The sequence below is a fragment of the Mycobacterium neumannii genome (genome assembly GCF_002245615.1).
Lineage (GTDB): Bacteria > Actinomycetota > Actinomycetes > Mycobacteriales > Mycobacteriaceae > Mycobacterium > Mycobacterium neumannii_A.
Window position 1 is genome coordinate 26,007 of sequence record NZ_NKCO01000021.1, and the last position, 15,044, is coordinate 41,050.

16 protein-coding genes are annotated in these 15,044 nt (G+C 68.4%); 11 read left to right on the forward strand and 5 right to left on the reverse strand.

The features are described from left to right. From ttfA to nhaA, 6 genes are read left to right on the forward strand one after another with little or no spacing between them, the layout of a single operon-like run. Complete coding sequence (gene ttfA, locus CEX88_RS20525) at positions 1–822, forward strand: trehalose monomycolate transport factor TtfA (protein WP_094294886.1); 822 nt, start codon at positions 1–3, stop codon at positions 820–822. Positions 823–864: 42 nt separating this feature from the next. Then, entirely contained in the window at positions 865–1,641 is a 777-nt protein-coding gene (locus CEX88_RS20530; RefSeq protein WP_094294887.1) for an SDR family NAD(P)-dependent oxidoreductase, read from the forward strand. 12 nt (positions 1,642–1,653) lie between these two features. Beyond that, a complete protein-coding gene (locus CEX88_RS20535; protein WP_094294888.1) occupies positions 1,654–2,553 on the forward strand; it encodes a hypothetical protein in 900 nt (299 codons plus the stop codon). Next, positions 2,546–3,205, forward strand: coding sequence for a TrmH family RNA methyltransferase (locus CEX88_RS20540; RefSeq protein WP_094294889.1), 660 nt, complete (start codon positions 2,546–2,548; stop codon positions 3,203–3,205). Before CEX88_RS20535 ends, CEX88_RS20540 begins: the two co-directional genes overlap by 8 nt. A 15-nt stretch (positions 3,206–3,220) precedes the next feature. Further along, positions 3,221–4,321 (forward strand): glycoside hydrolase family 76 protein, encoded by a 1,101-nt coding sequence (locus CEX88_RS20545; RefSeq protein ID WP_094294890.1) that lies wholly within the window; start codon positions 3,221–3,223, stop codon positions 4,319–4,321. After that, complete coding sequence (gene nhaA / locus CEX88_RS20550) at positions 4,318–6,168, forward strand: Na+/H+ antiporter NhaA (RefSeq protein WP_094294891.1); 1,851 nt, start codon at positions 4,318–4,320, stop codon at positions 6,166–6,168. Before CEX88_RS20545 ends, nhaA begins: the two co-directional genes overlap by 4 nt. Here the strand turns inward: nhaA and CEX88_RS20555 are convergent. Next, positions 6,165–6,854 carry a DedA family protein gene (locus tag CEX88_RS20555; RefSeq protein ID WP_068200617.1) on the reverse strand — a complete coding sequence of 230 codons (690 nt, stop codon included), beginning with the start codon at positions 6,852–6,854 and terminating at the stop codon, positions 6,165–6,167. The two genes, nhaA and CEX88_RS20555, sit on opposite strands and share 4 nt — an antisense overlap. 139 nt (positions 6,855–6,993) lie before the next feature. Here CEX88_RS20555 and CEX88_RS20560 point away from each other — a divergent pair, with 139 nt between their 5' ends. After that, entirely contained in the window at positions 6,994–8,007 is a 1,014-nt protein-coding gene (locus tag CEX88_RS20560) for an alcohol dehydrogenase catalytic domain-containing protein (RefSeq protein ID WP_094294892.1), read from the forward strand. Positions 8,008–8,055: 48 nt separating this feature from the next. Continuing rightward, a complete protein-coding gene (gene fbaA, locus CEX88_RS20565; protein ID WP_066846110.1) occupies positions 8,056–9,096 on the forward strand; it encodes a class II fructose-bisphosphate aldolase in 1,041 nt (346 codons plus the stop codon). Positions 9,097–9,145: 49 nt separating this feature from the next. On the opposite strand, the gene CEX88_RS20570 is transcribed toward fbaA, so the two are convergent. Continuing rightward, positions 9,146–10,051 (reverse strand): Rv0361 family membrane protein, encoded by a 906-nt coding sequence (locus CEX88_RS20570; protein WP_094294893.1) that lies wholly within the window; start codon positions 10,049–10,051, stop codon positions 9,146–9,148. Positions 10,052–10,168: 117 nt separating this feature from the next. Here CEX88_RS20570 and CEX88_RS20575 point away from each other — a divergent pair, with 117 nt between their 5' ends. Continuing rightward, positions 10,169–10,585: a DUF3151 domain-containing protein gene (locus CEX88_RS20575; RefSeq protein ID WP_094294894.1), complete on the forward strand. Its 417-nt coding sequence runs from the start codon at positions 10,169–10,171 to the stop codon at positions 10,583–10,585. On the opposite strand, the gene CEX88_RS20580 is transcribed toward CEX88_RS20575, so the two are convergent. From CEX88_RS20580 to CEX88_RS20590, 3 genes are all read right to left on the reverse strand, one after another. Beyond that, positions 10,586–11,476, reverse strand: a complete 891-nt coding sequence (locus CEX88_RS20580; protein ID WP_066846118.1) for a cation diffusion facilitator family transporter — start codon at positions 11,474–11,476, stop codon at positions 10,586–10,588. 70 nt (positions 11,477–11,546) lie between these two features. Further along, on the reverse strand, positions 11,547–12,329 hold the full coding sequence (locus tag CEX88_RS20585) for a site-2 protease family protein (protein ID WP_094294895.1): 783 nt from the start codon (positions 12,327–12,329) through the stop codon (positions 11,547–11,549). A 19-nt stretch (positions 12,330–12,348) separates the two neighbouring features. Continuing rightward, positions 12,349–12,951, reverse strand: a complete 603-nt coding sequence (locus CEX88_RS20590; RefSeq protein ID WP_094294896.1) for a peptidase M50 — start codon at positions 12,949–12,951, stop codon at positions 12,349–12,351. Positions 12,952–13,044: 93 nt separating this feature from the next. On the opposite strand from CEX88_RS20590, the gene CEX88_RS20595 reads away from it, so the two are divergent. Together CEX88_RS20595 and CEX88_RS20600 are read left to right on the forward strand one after the other, a co-directional pair. Beyond that, entirely contained in the window at positions 13,045–14,340 is a 1,296-nt protein-coding gene (locus tag CEX88_RS20595; RefSeq protein ID WP_094294897.1) for an adenylosuccinate synthase, read from the forward strand. Positions 14,341–14,392: 52 nt separating this feature from the next. Further along, on the forward strand, positions 14,393–15,025 hold the full coding sequence (locus CEX88_RS20600) for a PaaI family thioesterase (RefSeq protein ID WP_064399808.1): 633 nt from the start codon (positions 14,393–14,395) through the stop codon (positions 15,023–15,025). The last annotated feature ends 19 nt before the right edge of the window (positions 15,026–15,044 follow it).

Genomic DNA, 15,044 nt, shown 5'->3' on the forward strand with positions numbered 1-15,044 from the left:
ATGGTCCCGCTTTGGTTCACGCTGTCCGCGCTGTGCTTCGTCGGTGCGGCCGTGCTGCTCTACGTCGACATCGACCGTCGACGCGGTTTGGGGCGTCGACGCAAGTCCTGGGCGAAGTCACACGGCTTCGACTACGAACACGAATCGACCGACATCGTCCAACGCTGGAAGCGCGGTGTGATGTCGACGGTCGGCGAGGTCGCCGCGAAGAACGTGGTCCTCGGGCAGATCCGCGGCGAGGCGGTGTTCATCTTCGACCTCGAAGACGTCGCGACGGTGATCGCGCTGCACCGCAAGGTCGGCACCAACGTCGTCGTCGACCTGCGGCTCAAGGGCATCAAAGAGCCGCGAGAAAACGACATCTGGCTGCTCGGGGCGATCGGCCCGCGCATGGTCTACTCCACCAACCTCGATGCCGCCCGACGTGCGTGCGACCGGCGGATGGTGACATTCGCCCACACCGCCCCCGACTGTGCCGAAATCATGTGGAACGAGGAGCACTGGACGCTGGTCTCCATGCCTGTGACCAGCACACGTGCGCAGTGGGACGAGGGTCTGCGCACCGTGCGCCAGTTCAACGACCTTCTTCGCGTCCTGCCGCCGACCCCGCAGGCCATGGCGCAGGGCAGCCAGGGCACGCTGGCCCGGCGAAGCGGGTCGCCCAGCCGCCCGCTCACCCCCGCGGCCGGCCGCGAACCGGCACCGGGCGTCGACGCTCCGGCCCGCCCCGAAGCGCGCTATCCCCAGCAGCCGCCCCGGCCCGACGCACGGCGTCAGCCCCCGTCGCGCAACGGACGGCAGTCACCGCACTATCAGCGGTAAGTGGGGCCCGGAACCCGCGACCAGGGGAAGTAGCCTGAAGCCATGTCCCGCCCCGTCGCCCTGATCACCGGACCGACGTCCGGTATCGGCGCGGGCTTCGCGCGCAGATTCGCCCGCGACGGCCACGATCTCGTGCTCGTCGCGCGCGACGCGACCAGGCTCGAGCGCCTTGCCGCCGAACTGCGCGACGAAGGCGGTGCGGCCGTCGAGGTGCTCACCGCCGACCTTGCCGAGGCCGCCGACCGCGCGAAGGTCGCCGATCGACTCGCCGCAGGTATTCAGGTGCTGGTCAACAACGCCGGTTTCGGAACGTCCGGCGAGTTCTGGAGCGCGGACTATTCACTGCTGCAATCGCAGCTCGACGTCAACGTCACCGCCGTCATGCAGCTGACGCACGCGGTGCTGCCCCCGATGCTGGACGCTGCGCGCGGCACGGTGATCAACGTCGCCAGCGTCGCCGGCCTGGTACCCGGCCGCGGGTCGACGTATTCGGCCTCTAAGTCCTGGGTGGTCGCATTCTCCGAGGGCCTCGCCAACGGCCTGGGCGGCACCGGAGTCGGAGTGCACGCGCTGTGCCCGGGCTTCGTGCGCACCGAGTTCCACCAGCGGGCGGGCATCGACATGGACGGCACACCGTCGTGGTTCTGGCTCGAGGTCGACGACGTGGTTCGCGAGACGATGGCCGGCGTCGCGAAGGGAAAGGTCGTGATCATCCCCGGTGTGCAGTACAAGGTGCTCACGACCGCAGGACGGGTGGTGCCGCGAAACCTGGTGCGCGCCATGACTAAAGTCGTGGGCCGGGGTCGTGGTCGGACATAGGGCACCGCGTACGTGCGTGCGCTGATCGTGGCGCTGACCGCGATCGTCGTCGTCGCGGCATCGGCATGCTCCACAGACGATGCGTCGATTCACCCCTACGGCGCGCAGACCGCCACCTTGGGCGAATCCCTTGCCACACTGGGCTGGAACATGTCGGTGTCGAACCTGCGCTTCGACGGCGACTACGTGCTGTTCGACGTCGACGCGTCACCCGCGGACGCCGACGGGCCGCACGCCAAGCCGGAAGACATCCGGTTCGGCCTGTACGGGGCGCTCGCGCACCCGATCGAGGCCAACGGCATCGGAAGCTGTCGTGATGCGACCGACCTTGAGCTGCAACCACTCTCGGCCCCCACGCCCGACCGCCTTACCGGCACGGTCTGCATAGGGCCCGCGCGTGACCAGGTGCAGGTGCGCGGCGTGTACGTCTACTCGCCGCGCGACCGGACACCGGGAACCACCGTCGCCCATCCCGCGGCCTTTCCCGTCGGACTGCCCGCGGTCAGGGACAACGACACCGGATTGTCGATCCGCACGACGAGTCTGGATGCGTTCCGCGCCGACGGCGCCATGCTCGCCCCGGCGGCGCTGGGCGATCCGAACGCGTTCACCGGAAACGGCTACATGCTGATCGGTCTCGAGATCAGCGGTATGGCAGAGCAATACCGCGAGGTCTCGCAGCAGCGCGGTGGGCCGGCGATGGTGCTGGTGTCGCCGACACTGCCGGCACCCGGGCTGAGCCACGCATGCGACGTCTACGGCGCCTCGGTGCTGGTGCTTCCCGATGCCTCCCGCGACGCCGTCCAGGTGCGGGCATCGCTGTGCACCCAGGGCGAGATCAACAAGGCGCTGCTGTACGCGACCGTTTCGCTCGTCGGGACCCACGCCGCGCTCTGGACGAAGGATGACTGACCCACCGGAACCCGAAGCCGCCGGCCCCACCGAATGGGGCGAGGCGCCCGGCGTCGGCCCGTGGCAGGGGCCCCCACCCGACGACCCGCGCTACGACCCGGCCTTGCTCCGCGACGGGGACACCCGCAATGTCGTTGATGCGTACCGCTATTGGACACGCGAAGCGATCATCGCCGACATCGACCAGCGCAGGCACGCCCTGCACGTCGCGATCGAGAACTTCGGCAACGACGCCAACATCGGCGCGGTCGTGCGCACCGCGAACGCGTTTGCCGTCGACACCGTGCACATCGTCGGAAGGCGACGGTGGAACCGTCGCGGCGCGATGGTGACCGACCGCTACCAACGGCTGCGCCACCACGACACCACCGCCGCGATGCTCGCTCACGCGGCCGACGCCGGCCTGACGGTCGTCGCCGTCGACAACGTCCCGGGCGCGGTGCGCATCGAGACCACGCCGTTGCCGCGCGACTGCCTGCTGGTCTTCGGCCAGGAGGGACCGGGGATCACCCCCGAGGCGAGGGCCGGCGCCGCCCTGACCGTGTCCATCGCCCAATTCGGCTCGACACGCAGCATCAACGCCGGCGTCGCGGCGGGTATCGCGATGCACACCTGGATCACCCAACACGGGGACCTTTCGGCGGCCTGGTAAGGCAGGATCGACACCATGGATCAGCTCTGGGCCAACCGCGCAGCCAGCGCTGAGGCCGCGATCGCCACCCGACACATCAGACGGCTGTGGGGCCTGCCGGGCACCCAACTGGGCGTTGTCGCCTGGCCCGCCACGCGGCAGCACCGGCTGTTCGGAACGTGGCACTACTGGTGGCAGGCGCATCTGCTCGACAACCTCGTCGACGCCCAACGGCGCGATCCTCGGCCCGAGCGGCAGAAGGCGATCGCGCGCCAGATCCGCGCACACCGGTTGCGCAACAATTTCTCCTGGGTCAACGACTACTACGACGACATGGCGTGGCTGGCGCTGGCGCTGGAACGCGCGGCCGCGCTCGCATCCGTCGAGCGGCCCAAGGCGCTGAAGAAACTGTCCGAGCAGTTCATGAACGCGTGGGTGCCAGAAGACGGCGGCGGCATCCCCTGGCGCAAACAGGACCAGTTCTTCAACGCGCCCGCCAACGGCCCGGCCGCGATCTTCCTGGCTCGCTACGACCGGTTGCGCCGCGCACAGCAGATGTCGGACTGGCTCGACGAAACCCTGATCGACCCGGACACCCACCTCGTGTTCGACGGCATCAAGGGTGGCTCGCTCGTGCGGGCGCAGTACACGTACTGCCAAGGCGTGGTGCTGGGGCTGGAAACGGAACTGGCGGCGCGCACCGACGACCCCGAGCACGCCGCCCGGGTGCACCGGTTGACCGCCGCGGTCGCCGAACACATGGCGGTCGACGGCGTCATCAAGGGCGCAGGCGGTGGTGACGGTGGCCTTTTCAACGGCATCCTCGCCCGCTATCTCGCGCTCGTCGCGACGACGCTGCCGCAGAACGGCGAAGACGACGCGGCGGCCCGAGACACCGCCCGCTCGCTGGTGCTGGCCTCCGCGGAGGCGGCGTGGCAGAACCGCCAGGTGGTCGACGGACTGCCGCTGTTCAGCGCATTCTGGGACCGCACCGCCGAGATCCCCACCGCAGCAGGGGAGCAGGCACAGTTCGTCGAGGGCGCGGTCAACGCCTCCGAGGTGCCCGAGCGCGACCTGTCGGTGCAGCTGGCGGGCTGGATGCTGATGGAAGCGGCCCACGCGGTGGCGGGGGAGTGAGCACCGAAGCCGGTCTACGCATCGCCCGCGTGCTGCCCGCTCGGTTCAGCGCCGGCGCCAAAGCGGCCAAGACCGGGGAGAACGCCGCGGCGGGGCTGCTGCTGCTCTTCACCCTCGCGGCGCTGCTCTGGGCGAATTCGCCGTGGGCGCACAGCTATTGGATGCTGCTGGACACCCATGTCGGGTTCACCTTCGCCGAGCACCGCTTCGAGCTGACCGTCAAACATCTGATCAACGACGGTCTGATGGCGTTCTTCTTCTTCATCGTCGGCCTCGAGGTCAAGCACGAGTTCGCCATCGGCGAGCTCACCGACCGGGCCAGGGCCGCCGTACCTGTGGTGGCGGCGTTCGCCGGCCTGGTGGTGCCCGCCGCGATCTTCTTGTTGATCAACCCTTCCGGACAGGATGCGCAGGCGTGGGGGGTGGTGATCTCCACCGACACCGCGTTCTTGATCGGGGCGCTGGCGATCATCAAACCCAAGTTCCCGGCCCGGCTGCGGATCTTCCTGCTCACCCTGGCCGTCGTCGACGATGTCGGCGCGCTGTGCGTGATCGCCCTGTTCTACTCCGATCGCATCGACGTTGTGCCGCTTGTGATCTCGCTGGCGCTGATTGCGGCGATCGCGGTGGTGCGCTTCATGCCCGCCGGCCGGGGACCGGCCTACGCCGTGCTCGGCTTCTCACTGTGGGTGAGCCTGTACATGGCCGGTGTGCACCCGACGCTGGCCGGCGTGGCGGTGGCCCTGTTGATTCCGGTGTTCTCGCCCGAGCGCAGCCAGGTCGAGGAGGTCGTCGCGCGTATCCGGGCGTTCCGGCAGTCGCCGAACTCCCGCTATGCCCGCGAGGTCACTCGCGGTCTGCGCGACTCGATCTCGATCAACGAGCGGCTTCAGACCAGCGTAGGCCCGTATGTGTCCTTCCTGGTGCTGCCGCTGTTCGCGTTGGTCAACGCCGGTGTCCAACTCGACGCCCAGACCGTCTCGGCGGCGTTAGGCTCACCGCTGACATGGGGTGTCGTCGCCGGTCTGGTGGTCGGCAAGTTCATCGGCATCACCGCCGCGACATGGATCATGCAACGCAGCGGCGTCGGTGCACTGGCCCCCGGCCTGAGCTTGCGCCGGATCGCCGGCGGTGCCGCGCTGTCCGGAATCGGTTTCACCATCTCGCTTTTCATCGTCGACATCGCGGTCGACGATCCGGGCCGTCGCGAGCAGGCCATCATCGGCGTGCTTCTCGCGTCGGTGATCGCCTTCTTCCTCGGCTGGTTGATCTTCCGGATCACCGACCGGCTCAGCCCGCCGGACCCGGTCGGCCTGAAACTATTGCGGCCGATCGACCCGGACCGGGACCACATCGCCGGCGAACCCGACGCCCCGCTGACGTTGGTAGAGTACGGCGACTTCGAGTGTCCCTTCTGCAGTCGCGCGACCGGGGCCATCGACGAGGTGCGCGAGCACTTCGGCGCCGAACTGCGCTACGTGTGGCGCCACCTACCGCTGGAGCGCGTCCATCCCCGCGCCTTCGACGCCGCACGGGCCAGCGAGGCCGCCGCGCTGCAGGGCAGGTTCTGGGAGATGGCCCACGAACTGTTCGGCCACCAGGACGACCTGGAGTGGTCGGACATCTACCGCTACGCCGTGGGCGCGGGCTGCGACATCGAGCGATTCGACCAGGACGTGCGGGTGCACTCGTCGAAGGTCTACCACCACGTTCAGGACGACGCGCAGGACGCGGAGTTGATGGACCTGAACTCGACGCCGACCTTCTTCGTCAACGGCAAACGGCACAAAGGTCCATGGGACGCCGCCAGCCTCATCCGCGCGCTCGAGAACAGCCGAGGCCGCTAGCCCGGCTGCTCCCCCGAGGTGGAATCGAGCGGGGGTGCGGCGATCCCTGCACGTTTGGCCGCGCGGCGACGCTTGTACCACTCGACGAACATCGGCAGCACCGAGATCACGACGATCGCGATCACGATCGGCTCGAGCAGCTTCTGGACGGTCTCGAACCGGCCGAGCCAATATCCGAGCAGGGTCAGTCCGACACCCCACACGACCGCGCCGATCACGTTGAACAACGTGAACACCGGATAGCTCATCCGGGCCGCGCCCGCGGTCAACGGCGCGAGCGTGCGGACGATCGGCACGAAGCGGGCGATGACGATCGCGAACGGTCCGCGCTGCTCGAAGAACACGTGCGCCTCTTCGAGGTACTTCTGTTTGAGGATCCGCGCATCGGGTTTGAACATCGCGGTGCCGATATTGCGCCCGATCCAGTAGCCGACCTGACCGCCCAGCACCGCGGCGATGGGGATGAACAGCAGCAGCTGCCAGAGCTGGAAGTTGATGACCTCTCCGCCGCCTTCGGCCAGCGCGGCCGTGCCCGCGGCCAGCATGCCCGCGACGAACAGCAGCGAATCGCCAGGCAGGATCGGGAACAACACCCCGGACTCGACGAAGATGACGACCAGCAGCCCGATCAGCGCCCACGTGCCGAAGTAGCCCAGCAGCGTCATCGGGTCGAGGAAGTCCGGCATCAGCGCCAAGTGGTCGGTCGCCGCGAGGGCCATCGACGGTGAGGGGGTGGTCACAAGGCCCCAAGATACCGGGCTGTCTCGTCGGTCCGGGAAACGACGATGCCGGGCGTACTCGCGGGACCACCGATACGCTCACAGAATGCCCACCCATAAGGCGGTTCTCGTCGAATCCGTCGGCGCTCCTCTCACGCTGGCCGACGTCGAAACCACCTCCCCGCCGCCGCTGCATGTGCGCATCGCCGTCGCCGCATGCGGCGTGTGCGGTACCGACCACGGCTTCGTGGCCGGCGGCTTTCCCAATCTGAACTGGCCGATCACGTTGGGCCACGAGATCGCCGGGACCATTGCCGAGGTCGGCGAGGGTGTCGGGGATTTCGCGGTCGGTGACCGGGTGGCCGTCGGATGGTTCGGCGGCAACTGCAACCGATGTGTGCCGTGCCGCAAGGGCCAGTTCATGCAGTGCGAGCGCATGCAGGTGCCGAGCTGGCACTATCCGGGCGGCTACGCCGAATCGGTCACCGCGCCCGTCACCGCGCTGGCCCGCATCCCCGAGGGGTTGTCGTTCGTGGAGGCCGCGCCGATGGGCTGCGCGGGCGTCACCACCTTCAACGGGCTGCGGCAGACCAAAGCCAAGCCCGGTGACCTCGTCGCCGTGCTCGGTGTCGGCGGCCTCGGTCACCTCGGTGTGCAGTTCGCCAGGGCGATGGGTTTCGAGTCCGTGGCGATCGCCCGCGGTGCGGACAAGGAGGCCGACGCCCGCGAACTCGGCGCGCATCACTACATCGACTCCAAGGCCGTCGACGTCGCCGCGGCGCTCCAGCACCTCGGCGGTGCGGCCGTGGTGCTGGCGACGGCAGCGAATTCACAGGCGATGGCCGACACCGTCGGCGGGCTGGCGGCCCAGGGCGAGCTCGTCATCATCGGCGTCACCGCCGACCCGCTGCCGATCGCCCCGGTCCAGCTGATCACCGACGGTCTGAGCGTCAGCGGCCATCCGTCGGGCACCTCGCGCGATGTCGAGGAGACGATGCACTTCGCGGTGCAGAGCGGGGTGCGCGCCCGGATCGAGGAGCGCCCGCTGACCGAGGCCGCCGAGGCGTACGCCGCAATGGAGGAAGGCCGGGCCCGATACCGCATGGTCTTGACCATGTGAAACGGCCGTCGCGGTGGGATAATCGCCGAAACGGCGAGAGGACGGCTCATGCCCATCGCAACGCCCGAGGTGTACGCGCAGATGCTCGACCGGGCCAAGGAGCACGGCTACGCGTTTCCGGCCATCAACTGCACGTCATCGGAATCGGTGAACGCGGCCATCAAGGGCTTTGCCGACGCCGGCAGTGACGGGATCATCCAATTCTCCACCGGTGGAGCCGAATTCGCGTCGGGACTCGGGGTCAAGGACATGGTCACCGGTGCGGTTGCGCTCGCCGAGTTCGCTCACGTCATCGCCGACAGGTATCCGATCACGGTGGCGTTGCACACCGACCACTGTCCTAAGGGCAAGCTCGACACCTACGTGCGGCCGCTGCTGGCCATCTCGCAGCAACGGGTTTCCGACGGTGGGCAGCCGTTGTTCCAGTCGCACATGTGGGACGGCTCGGCGGTCCCCCTCGACGAGAACCTCGAGATCGCACGCGAACTGCTCAAGGACGCCGCGGCGGCGAAGATCGTGCTGGAGATCGAGATCGGTGTGGTCGGCGGCGAGGAGGACGGCGTCGCCAACGAGATCAACGACAAGCTCTACACCACCGCCGAGGATTTCGAGAAGACCGTCGAGGTGCTCGGTGCGGGCGAACACGGCAGGTACCTGCTGGCCGCGACGTTCGGCAACGTCCACGGCGTGTACAAGCCGGGCAACGTCAAACTCCGGCCCGAAATCCTCGACGAGGGGCAGAAGGTCGCCGCAGCCAAACTCGGATTACCCACGGATGCACAGCCTTTCGACTTCGTCTTCCACGGCGGCTCGGGCTCGCTGAAGTCCGAGATCGAGGACGCGTTGCGCTACGGCGTCGTGAAGATGAACGTCGACACCGACACCCAGTACGCCTTCACCCGCCCGGTGGCCGCGCACATGTTCACCAACTACGACAAGGTGTTGAAGGTCGACGGGGAGGTCGGCGACAAGAAGGCCTACGACCCGCGCAGCTACCTGAAGAAGGCGGAGGCCTCGATGAGCGAACGCGTGGTCGAGGCGTGCCGCGATCTGCACAGCGCGGGCCGATCAGTCACCGCGAGCGCGTGATTTCGGTGTAGTTGGTTGCGGTCGGCGCGACGAACTACACCGAACTCGCTTATTGGGGGGCCTGGCAGATCTTCCACTGGTCGTCGCGGAATTCCAGGTCGAAGCTGCGCGTCGACCGGGTCTGGGGCGCGTAGGCCATGAACGCGGTCACGTTCGCCTCGGCGTGGTCTCCGTTGATCACCACCTGGTCGATGCTGGCGACCACCGGATACTGCTTGGCTGCGGCGACCCGTTCGTGGATCTCCTCCCACGTCTTGTCGTCGTATCTGACGTAGCTGTCGCGCTTGCTGCCGCAGGTGATACTGCGCAACTTCGCCAGGTCGCCGCTTTGGATCGCGGTGTCGAACTCCTCGATGGTGTTGCGGACCATCTCCTCCTGCGACGCCCCCGGCTCCGAGTTCCTGGTCAACAAGACGGTGCCGAGCACCGCGATCGCCACCAGCGCGGCGATGACCAGCACTACGGCCACCACCCATCCCCAGCTGCGGCGCTGCTGCGGAGCGCCGGGAGCATCGCCACGCGGCGGAATAACCTGCGGGGCAACGGGTTTCTGCTGTCCTGCGACGCCGGGAGAGGAGAACACCTCAGTGGCCGGTTCCGCCGGGGTGTCGATCTTCTGGGTCGTGCCCGCGTCGAATCCGGAGGGCGCGGTGAATCGGCGCTCACCCTGCTCGGCGCCCGGCGCCGACTCGGGGTGCGGTTGAGCGGTCGACATCACCTCGGTCGCGGGCTCGTGGTCGGCGTGCGGTTCGATCACCTCGGTGGCCGCGTCGGCGTCGTGAACCTCGCCGGGCTGGTCGCGGGTCTCGTCGGCCCGCGAGTCGTCGTCAGCGGAGTCGGCGGGCCGGGCATCGTCGCTTTCGGGTGTTTCGGGGTTCTCGGAGGCGTCAACGTCCGAGGCGTCCGACCCTTCGGGACCATCTTCCGGCTGGTCAGGCCCTGATGGATTCGACATGCCTGTTGCGGTCCTCCCTTACGACGCTACGGCCGGAAGCTTAGTCACCGCCGCCCAGTCCGCGCTCGGACCCCGTGCGGCACCGCCCGCAGCGGCGCGCACGGCACAATGGGGGCCATGACAGGGATGGGTGATCTTCTGGGGCCGGATCCGGTGCTGCTGCCCGGCGACAGCGACGCCGAAGCCGAACTCGCCGCGGGGGAGAAGCCCGCGATCGTGGCGGCCGCGCATCCCTCCGCGTCGGTCGCATGGGCGACGCTGGCCGAGGACGCGCTCTCCGACGACAGGGCGATCACCGCCTACGCCTATGCGCGCACCGGCTATCACCGCGGGCTGGATCAGTTGCGCCGCAACGGCTGGAAGGGCTTCGGCCCCGTGCCCTACAGTCACGAACCGAACCGCGGATTTCTGCGCTGTGTCGCGGCGCTGGCCCGTGCCGCCGACGTGATCGGGGAGACCGACGAGAACCAGCGCTGCCTGGACTTGCTCGACGACTGCGATCCGTCGGCGCGGGCCGAGCTCGGGCTTGTCTGACTATTCCGCTTCGCAGTTGCAGTCCCCGGTGCCGTCGCCGGGTTCCACCTGAACCGTCGCATGATCCAGACCGCGTTCGGTCAGCACGGCGCGCGCATCGTCGAGCACCAGCGCCGAATCGCGGTTGCTGGTCAGGTGCGCGGTGACCATGTCCTTGCCCGGCACCAGGGTCCACACGTGCAGATCGTGCACATCGGTCACGCCCTCGACCGCGCACAGGGCGACCCGCAACTCCTCGACGTCGATGTGAGCGGGCGACGACTCCGACAAGATCCGCAAAGCGGCGCGCGCCAGTGCGAACGCCCGCGGCAACACCCACAGAGCGACGAACACCGCGACCACGACGTCGGCGTACGGCCAGCCCGTCGTGACCGTGACGATGCCCGCGATCAGCACACCGATGCTGCCGACGGTGTCGGCGACGACCTCCATGTAGGCGCCCTTGACGGCCAGGCTCGTCTCGGAGTGCGAGCGCAGCAGCAGCACGACGACGGCGTTGGCCACCAGCCCCGCCAGGGCCACGACGATCATCGGCACGCCGGGCACCTCGGGCGCGTCGCCGATCCGTTCGATCGCCTCGATGAGGATGAACGCCGCGACGCCGAGTAGCAGTACCGCGTTGGCCACGGCGGTGAACACCTCGGCGCGGTGCCAGCCGTACGTGCGGGCCGGGGAGGTACTGCCCCTGCGGGCCAGCAGTACCGCGGTCAGGCCCATGAACATCGCGACCAGATCGGTCAGCATGTGGCCGGCGTCCGCCAGCAGCGCGATCGAGTTGATCATCAGCGCCGTGACGAGCTCGATCACGAAGAAGGCGGTCAGGATCGCCGCGGCGACCGCCATCCGGCTGACCCGGGTGTCGCCTCTGCTGTGATCGTGACCGGCACCCATGCCAGCAATATATGCGGAGATACGCATATGTTGCAAGGAGGTGGCCCGCCCGGCGCTCATCGCGGCGGGATCAGAACCAGGCCGACCAGAACCGGGTCAGATCGCTGCCCAGCCACACCAGCGGGCGCGGCACGCCGGTGAAGTCGAAGAACCACAGCACCACCTGCCAGAACCACGTGTTGAGTCCCGGGGTGAAGAGCAGCAGCAGCAAGACCAGCAGGCCCCACTGCTTGGCCGGAGCCACCGCTCGTTGGGTCTGCGGGCTCAGGTGCGGCTCGAGCGCGCCGTATCCGTCCAGTCCGGGGACCGGCAGCATGTTCAGCACGAAGGCGGTGACCTGGAGGAAGCCCAGGAACGCCATGCCGGCCCAGAAGACGCCGTGCGCGGGGTCGTAGAGCACGCTCGTCAGCACCAGCAGCAGCACCGCGAACACCAGGTTGGTGGACGGGCCCGCCAGGCTGACCAGTGTGCGCTGGCGTCGGGACATCCAGGCGGTGTGGACGTACACCGCCCCGCCGGGCAGACCGATCCCGCCGATCGCGATGATCGCGACCGGCAGCCCGATCGACAACAGGGGGTTGGAGTACTTGAGCGGGTTGAGCGTGAGGTAGCCGCGCACCGCGACGTCGCGGTCGCCGAACCGCCATGCGGTGTAGGCGTGCGCGAACTCGTGCACGCACAGCGACACCAACCAGCCCGCGATCACGAACGTGAACACCCCGACATAGGCCAGCGGTCGCGAGATCTCCGTCGCGCACACCCATGCCAGTACGCCGCCGGCCACGGTGGCCGCCACGATCGCGAGGAACACCGGGCTGGGCCGCACCGACCGGTGCAGCGGACGAACGCTCACGGGTCGAAGCTACCCGAGGTCAGCGCACCCGCAGCCAGCCTTCGGTGTGCCGGTAGAACGTCGAGCGCTTCACCGGACGCGCGGCCTTGACGCCGTCGCGGACCACGATGGCGCCGGTGGCGCCGAGCTGGGCCGCCCGTCCCGTCACCCACCGTTGCGGCCGCATGTGACGCGACAGCACGCTGGCGCGCAGACCGGGCATCGTCGGTATCGGTTCGATGCGCACTCCGGTCGCCGCTCCGTCGAAGAGCACCTCGTCGTCGACCACGGCCTCGCCGATCAACTCGGCGGGCGGCGAACCCTTCTCGAGCCCGCTCTCACCGAGCCAGAACGCGGCGCCGACGAGCGCGGTTCCCCGGTCGTCACGGATCAGCGGCACCCGCGTGGCGCGGCCGCGCAGTGCCCGGCGCGCGTGCCACGGCCTGCGCACGTGGGCCACCTCGACACCGAGCCGATCGGTGCGCAGCAGCCGGGTCAGCACCGTCGCCACATCAGCCTCGGAGCCGACGACGACGAGGCGACGGCAGGGCACATCCGGTGTCTCGGCAACCGGCAGGCCGCGCAGCGCGGTCGGTATCCGACGTCGGCCGAAACGCAACACCACGACTTCAGCGGTGCTCAAGTTCGGCTCCTCGCAAGTTGCTGGGATAGGGTGTCTCACCGGCTGCAACAAGGTTTTGGGTGCAAGGGTAGCCGGAATTGCGAGGTCCAAGTCATGCCGGCAATCGTGCTCATCGGCGCGCAATGGGGCGATGAGGGCAAAGGTAAAGCCACCGACCTGCTCGGTGGACGCGTCCAGTGGGTGGTGCGCTATCAGGGCGGCAACAACGCCGGCCACACCGTCGTCCTGCCGACTGGTGAGAACTTCGCCCTCCACCTGATCCCGTCGGGCATCCTCACCCCGGGCGTGACCAACGTCATCGGCAACGGCGTGGTGGTCGACCCGGGGGTGCTGCTCACCGAACTGCAGGGCCTCGTCGACCGCGGCGTGGACACCGAGCGCCTCCTGATCTCCGCGGACGCACACCTGCTGATGCCGTATCACGTCGCGATCGACAAGGTCGTCGAGCGGTATGCGGGCAGCAAGAAGATCGGCACCACCGGCCGCGGTATAGGCCCCTGCTACCAGGACAAGATCGCCCGGATCGGCATCCGCATGGCCGACGTGCTAGACCCCGCGTTGCTGGCCGAGAAGATCGAGGCCGCACTGGACTTCAAGAACCAGGTGCTGGTCAAGGTCTACAACCGCAAGGCGCTCGACGCCGCCGAGGTGGTCGACAGCCTGCTCAACCAGGCCGAGGGTTTCAAGCACCGCATCGCCGACACCCGGTACCTGCTCAACACGGCGCTGGAGAACGGCGAGACCGTGCTGCTCGAGGGCTCCCAGGGCACCCTGCTCGACGTGGACCACGGCACGTATCCCTATGTGACGTCGTCGAATCCGACGGCCGGTGGCGCCGCGGTGGGGTCGGGCATCGGGCCCACCCGGATCACCACGGTGCTCGGAATCCTCAAGGCTTATACGACGCGCGTCGGCTCGGGTCCGTTCCCCACCGAGCTGTTCGACGAAAAGGGCGAGTACCTGTCCAAGACCGGTGGCGAGTTCGGCGTGACGACCGGCAGGCGACGCAGGTGCGGTTGGTTCGACGCCGTCATCGCCCGATATGCCACCAGGGTCAACGGCATCACCGACTACTTCCTCACCAAACTCGACGTGCTGTCCAGCCTGGAGACCGTGCCGGTGTGTGTCGGGTACCGGGTGCACGGCCGGCGTCTGGACGACATGCCGATGACCCAGTCCGAGATCGCGCTTGCCGAGCCGATTTACGAAGAGCTGCCCGGTTGGTGGGAGGACATCTCCGGAGCGCGCGAGTTCGACGACCTGCCCGCCAAGGCGCGCGATTACGTACTGCGGGTCGAAGAGCTTGCCGGAGCGCATGTTTCGTGTATCGGCGTGGGCCCCGGCCGAGACCAGACGATCGTGCGTCGCGATTTCCTGGCCCAGCCGTGATGTGGGGGCATCGCCCGCTTGCGGGGGACGCTTGCGCGAAGAGCCGACAGCGATGACGGATCCGCACCTCGAAGATCCTGACTACGACAAGCACGGCGGATTCCCGAACTATCAACGGGCCGAGCCCGGGCCGGGATTCGGCCGGTTCCTCACGGCGATGCGGCGCGCACAAGACCTCGCGGTGTCGGCCGACCCGGACAGCGACACCTGGGACCGAGCCGCCGACCAGGCCGAGGCCCTGGTGGCACTGCTCGACCCCTTCCGCGCCGCCGAAGGTGTCGGCCCGGCCAACCGCGTGCCGTCGCTGCCCGGTGCGGGCAGCCTGCTGATGCCGCCGTACCGGGAGGTGGAGCTCGACCCGACCGGGGTCACCCTCAAGGTGCAGTTCAGCCGGTATCACGTCGGAGGCAACTCCGCGGTGCACGGCGGGGTGCTGCCGTTGCTGTTCGACTCGGTGTTCGGCATGGTGATCCACGCCGTCGGCCGGCCGATCAGCCGCACCGGCTTCCTGCACGTCGACTACCGCAAGGTGACCCCGATCGACACCGAGCTGTCGGCCCGCGGCTGGCTGCGGGAAGCCCAGGGACGCAAGGCTTTCGTCAACGCCGAGCTGCGCGACCCCGACGACAACCTGCTCGCCGAGGCGAACGGGTTGATGATCCAGCTGCTCGCCGGTCAGCCGTGAGGCCGATGGCGTGACAACC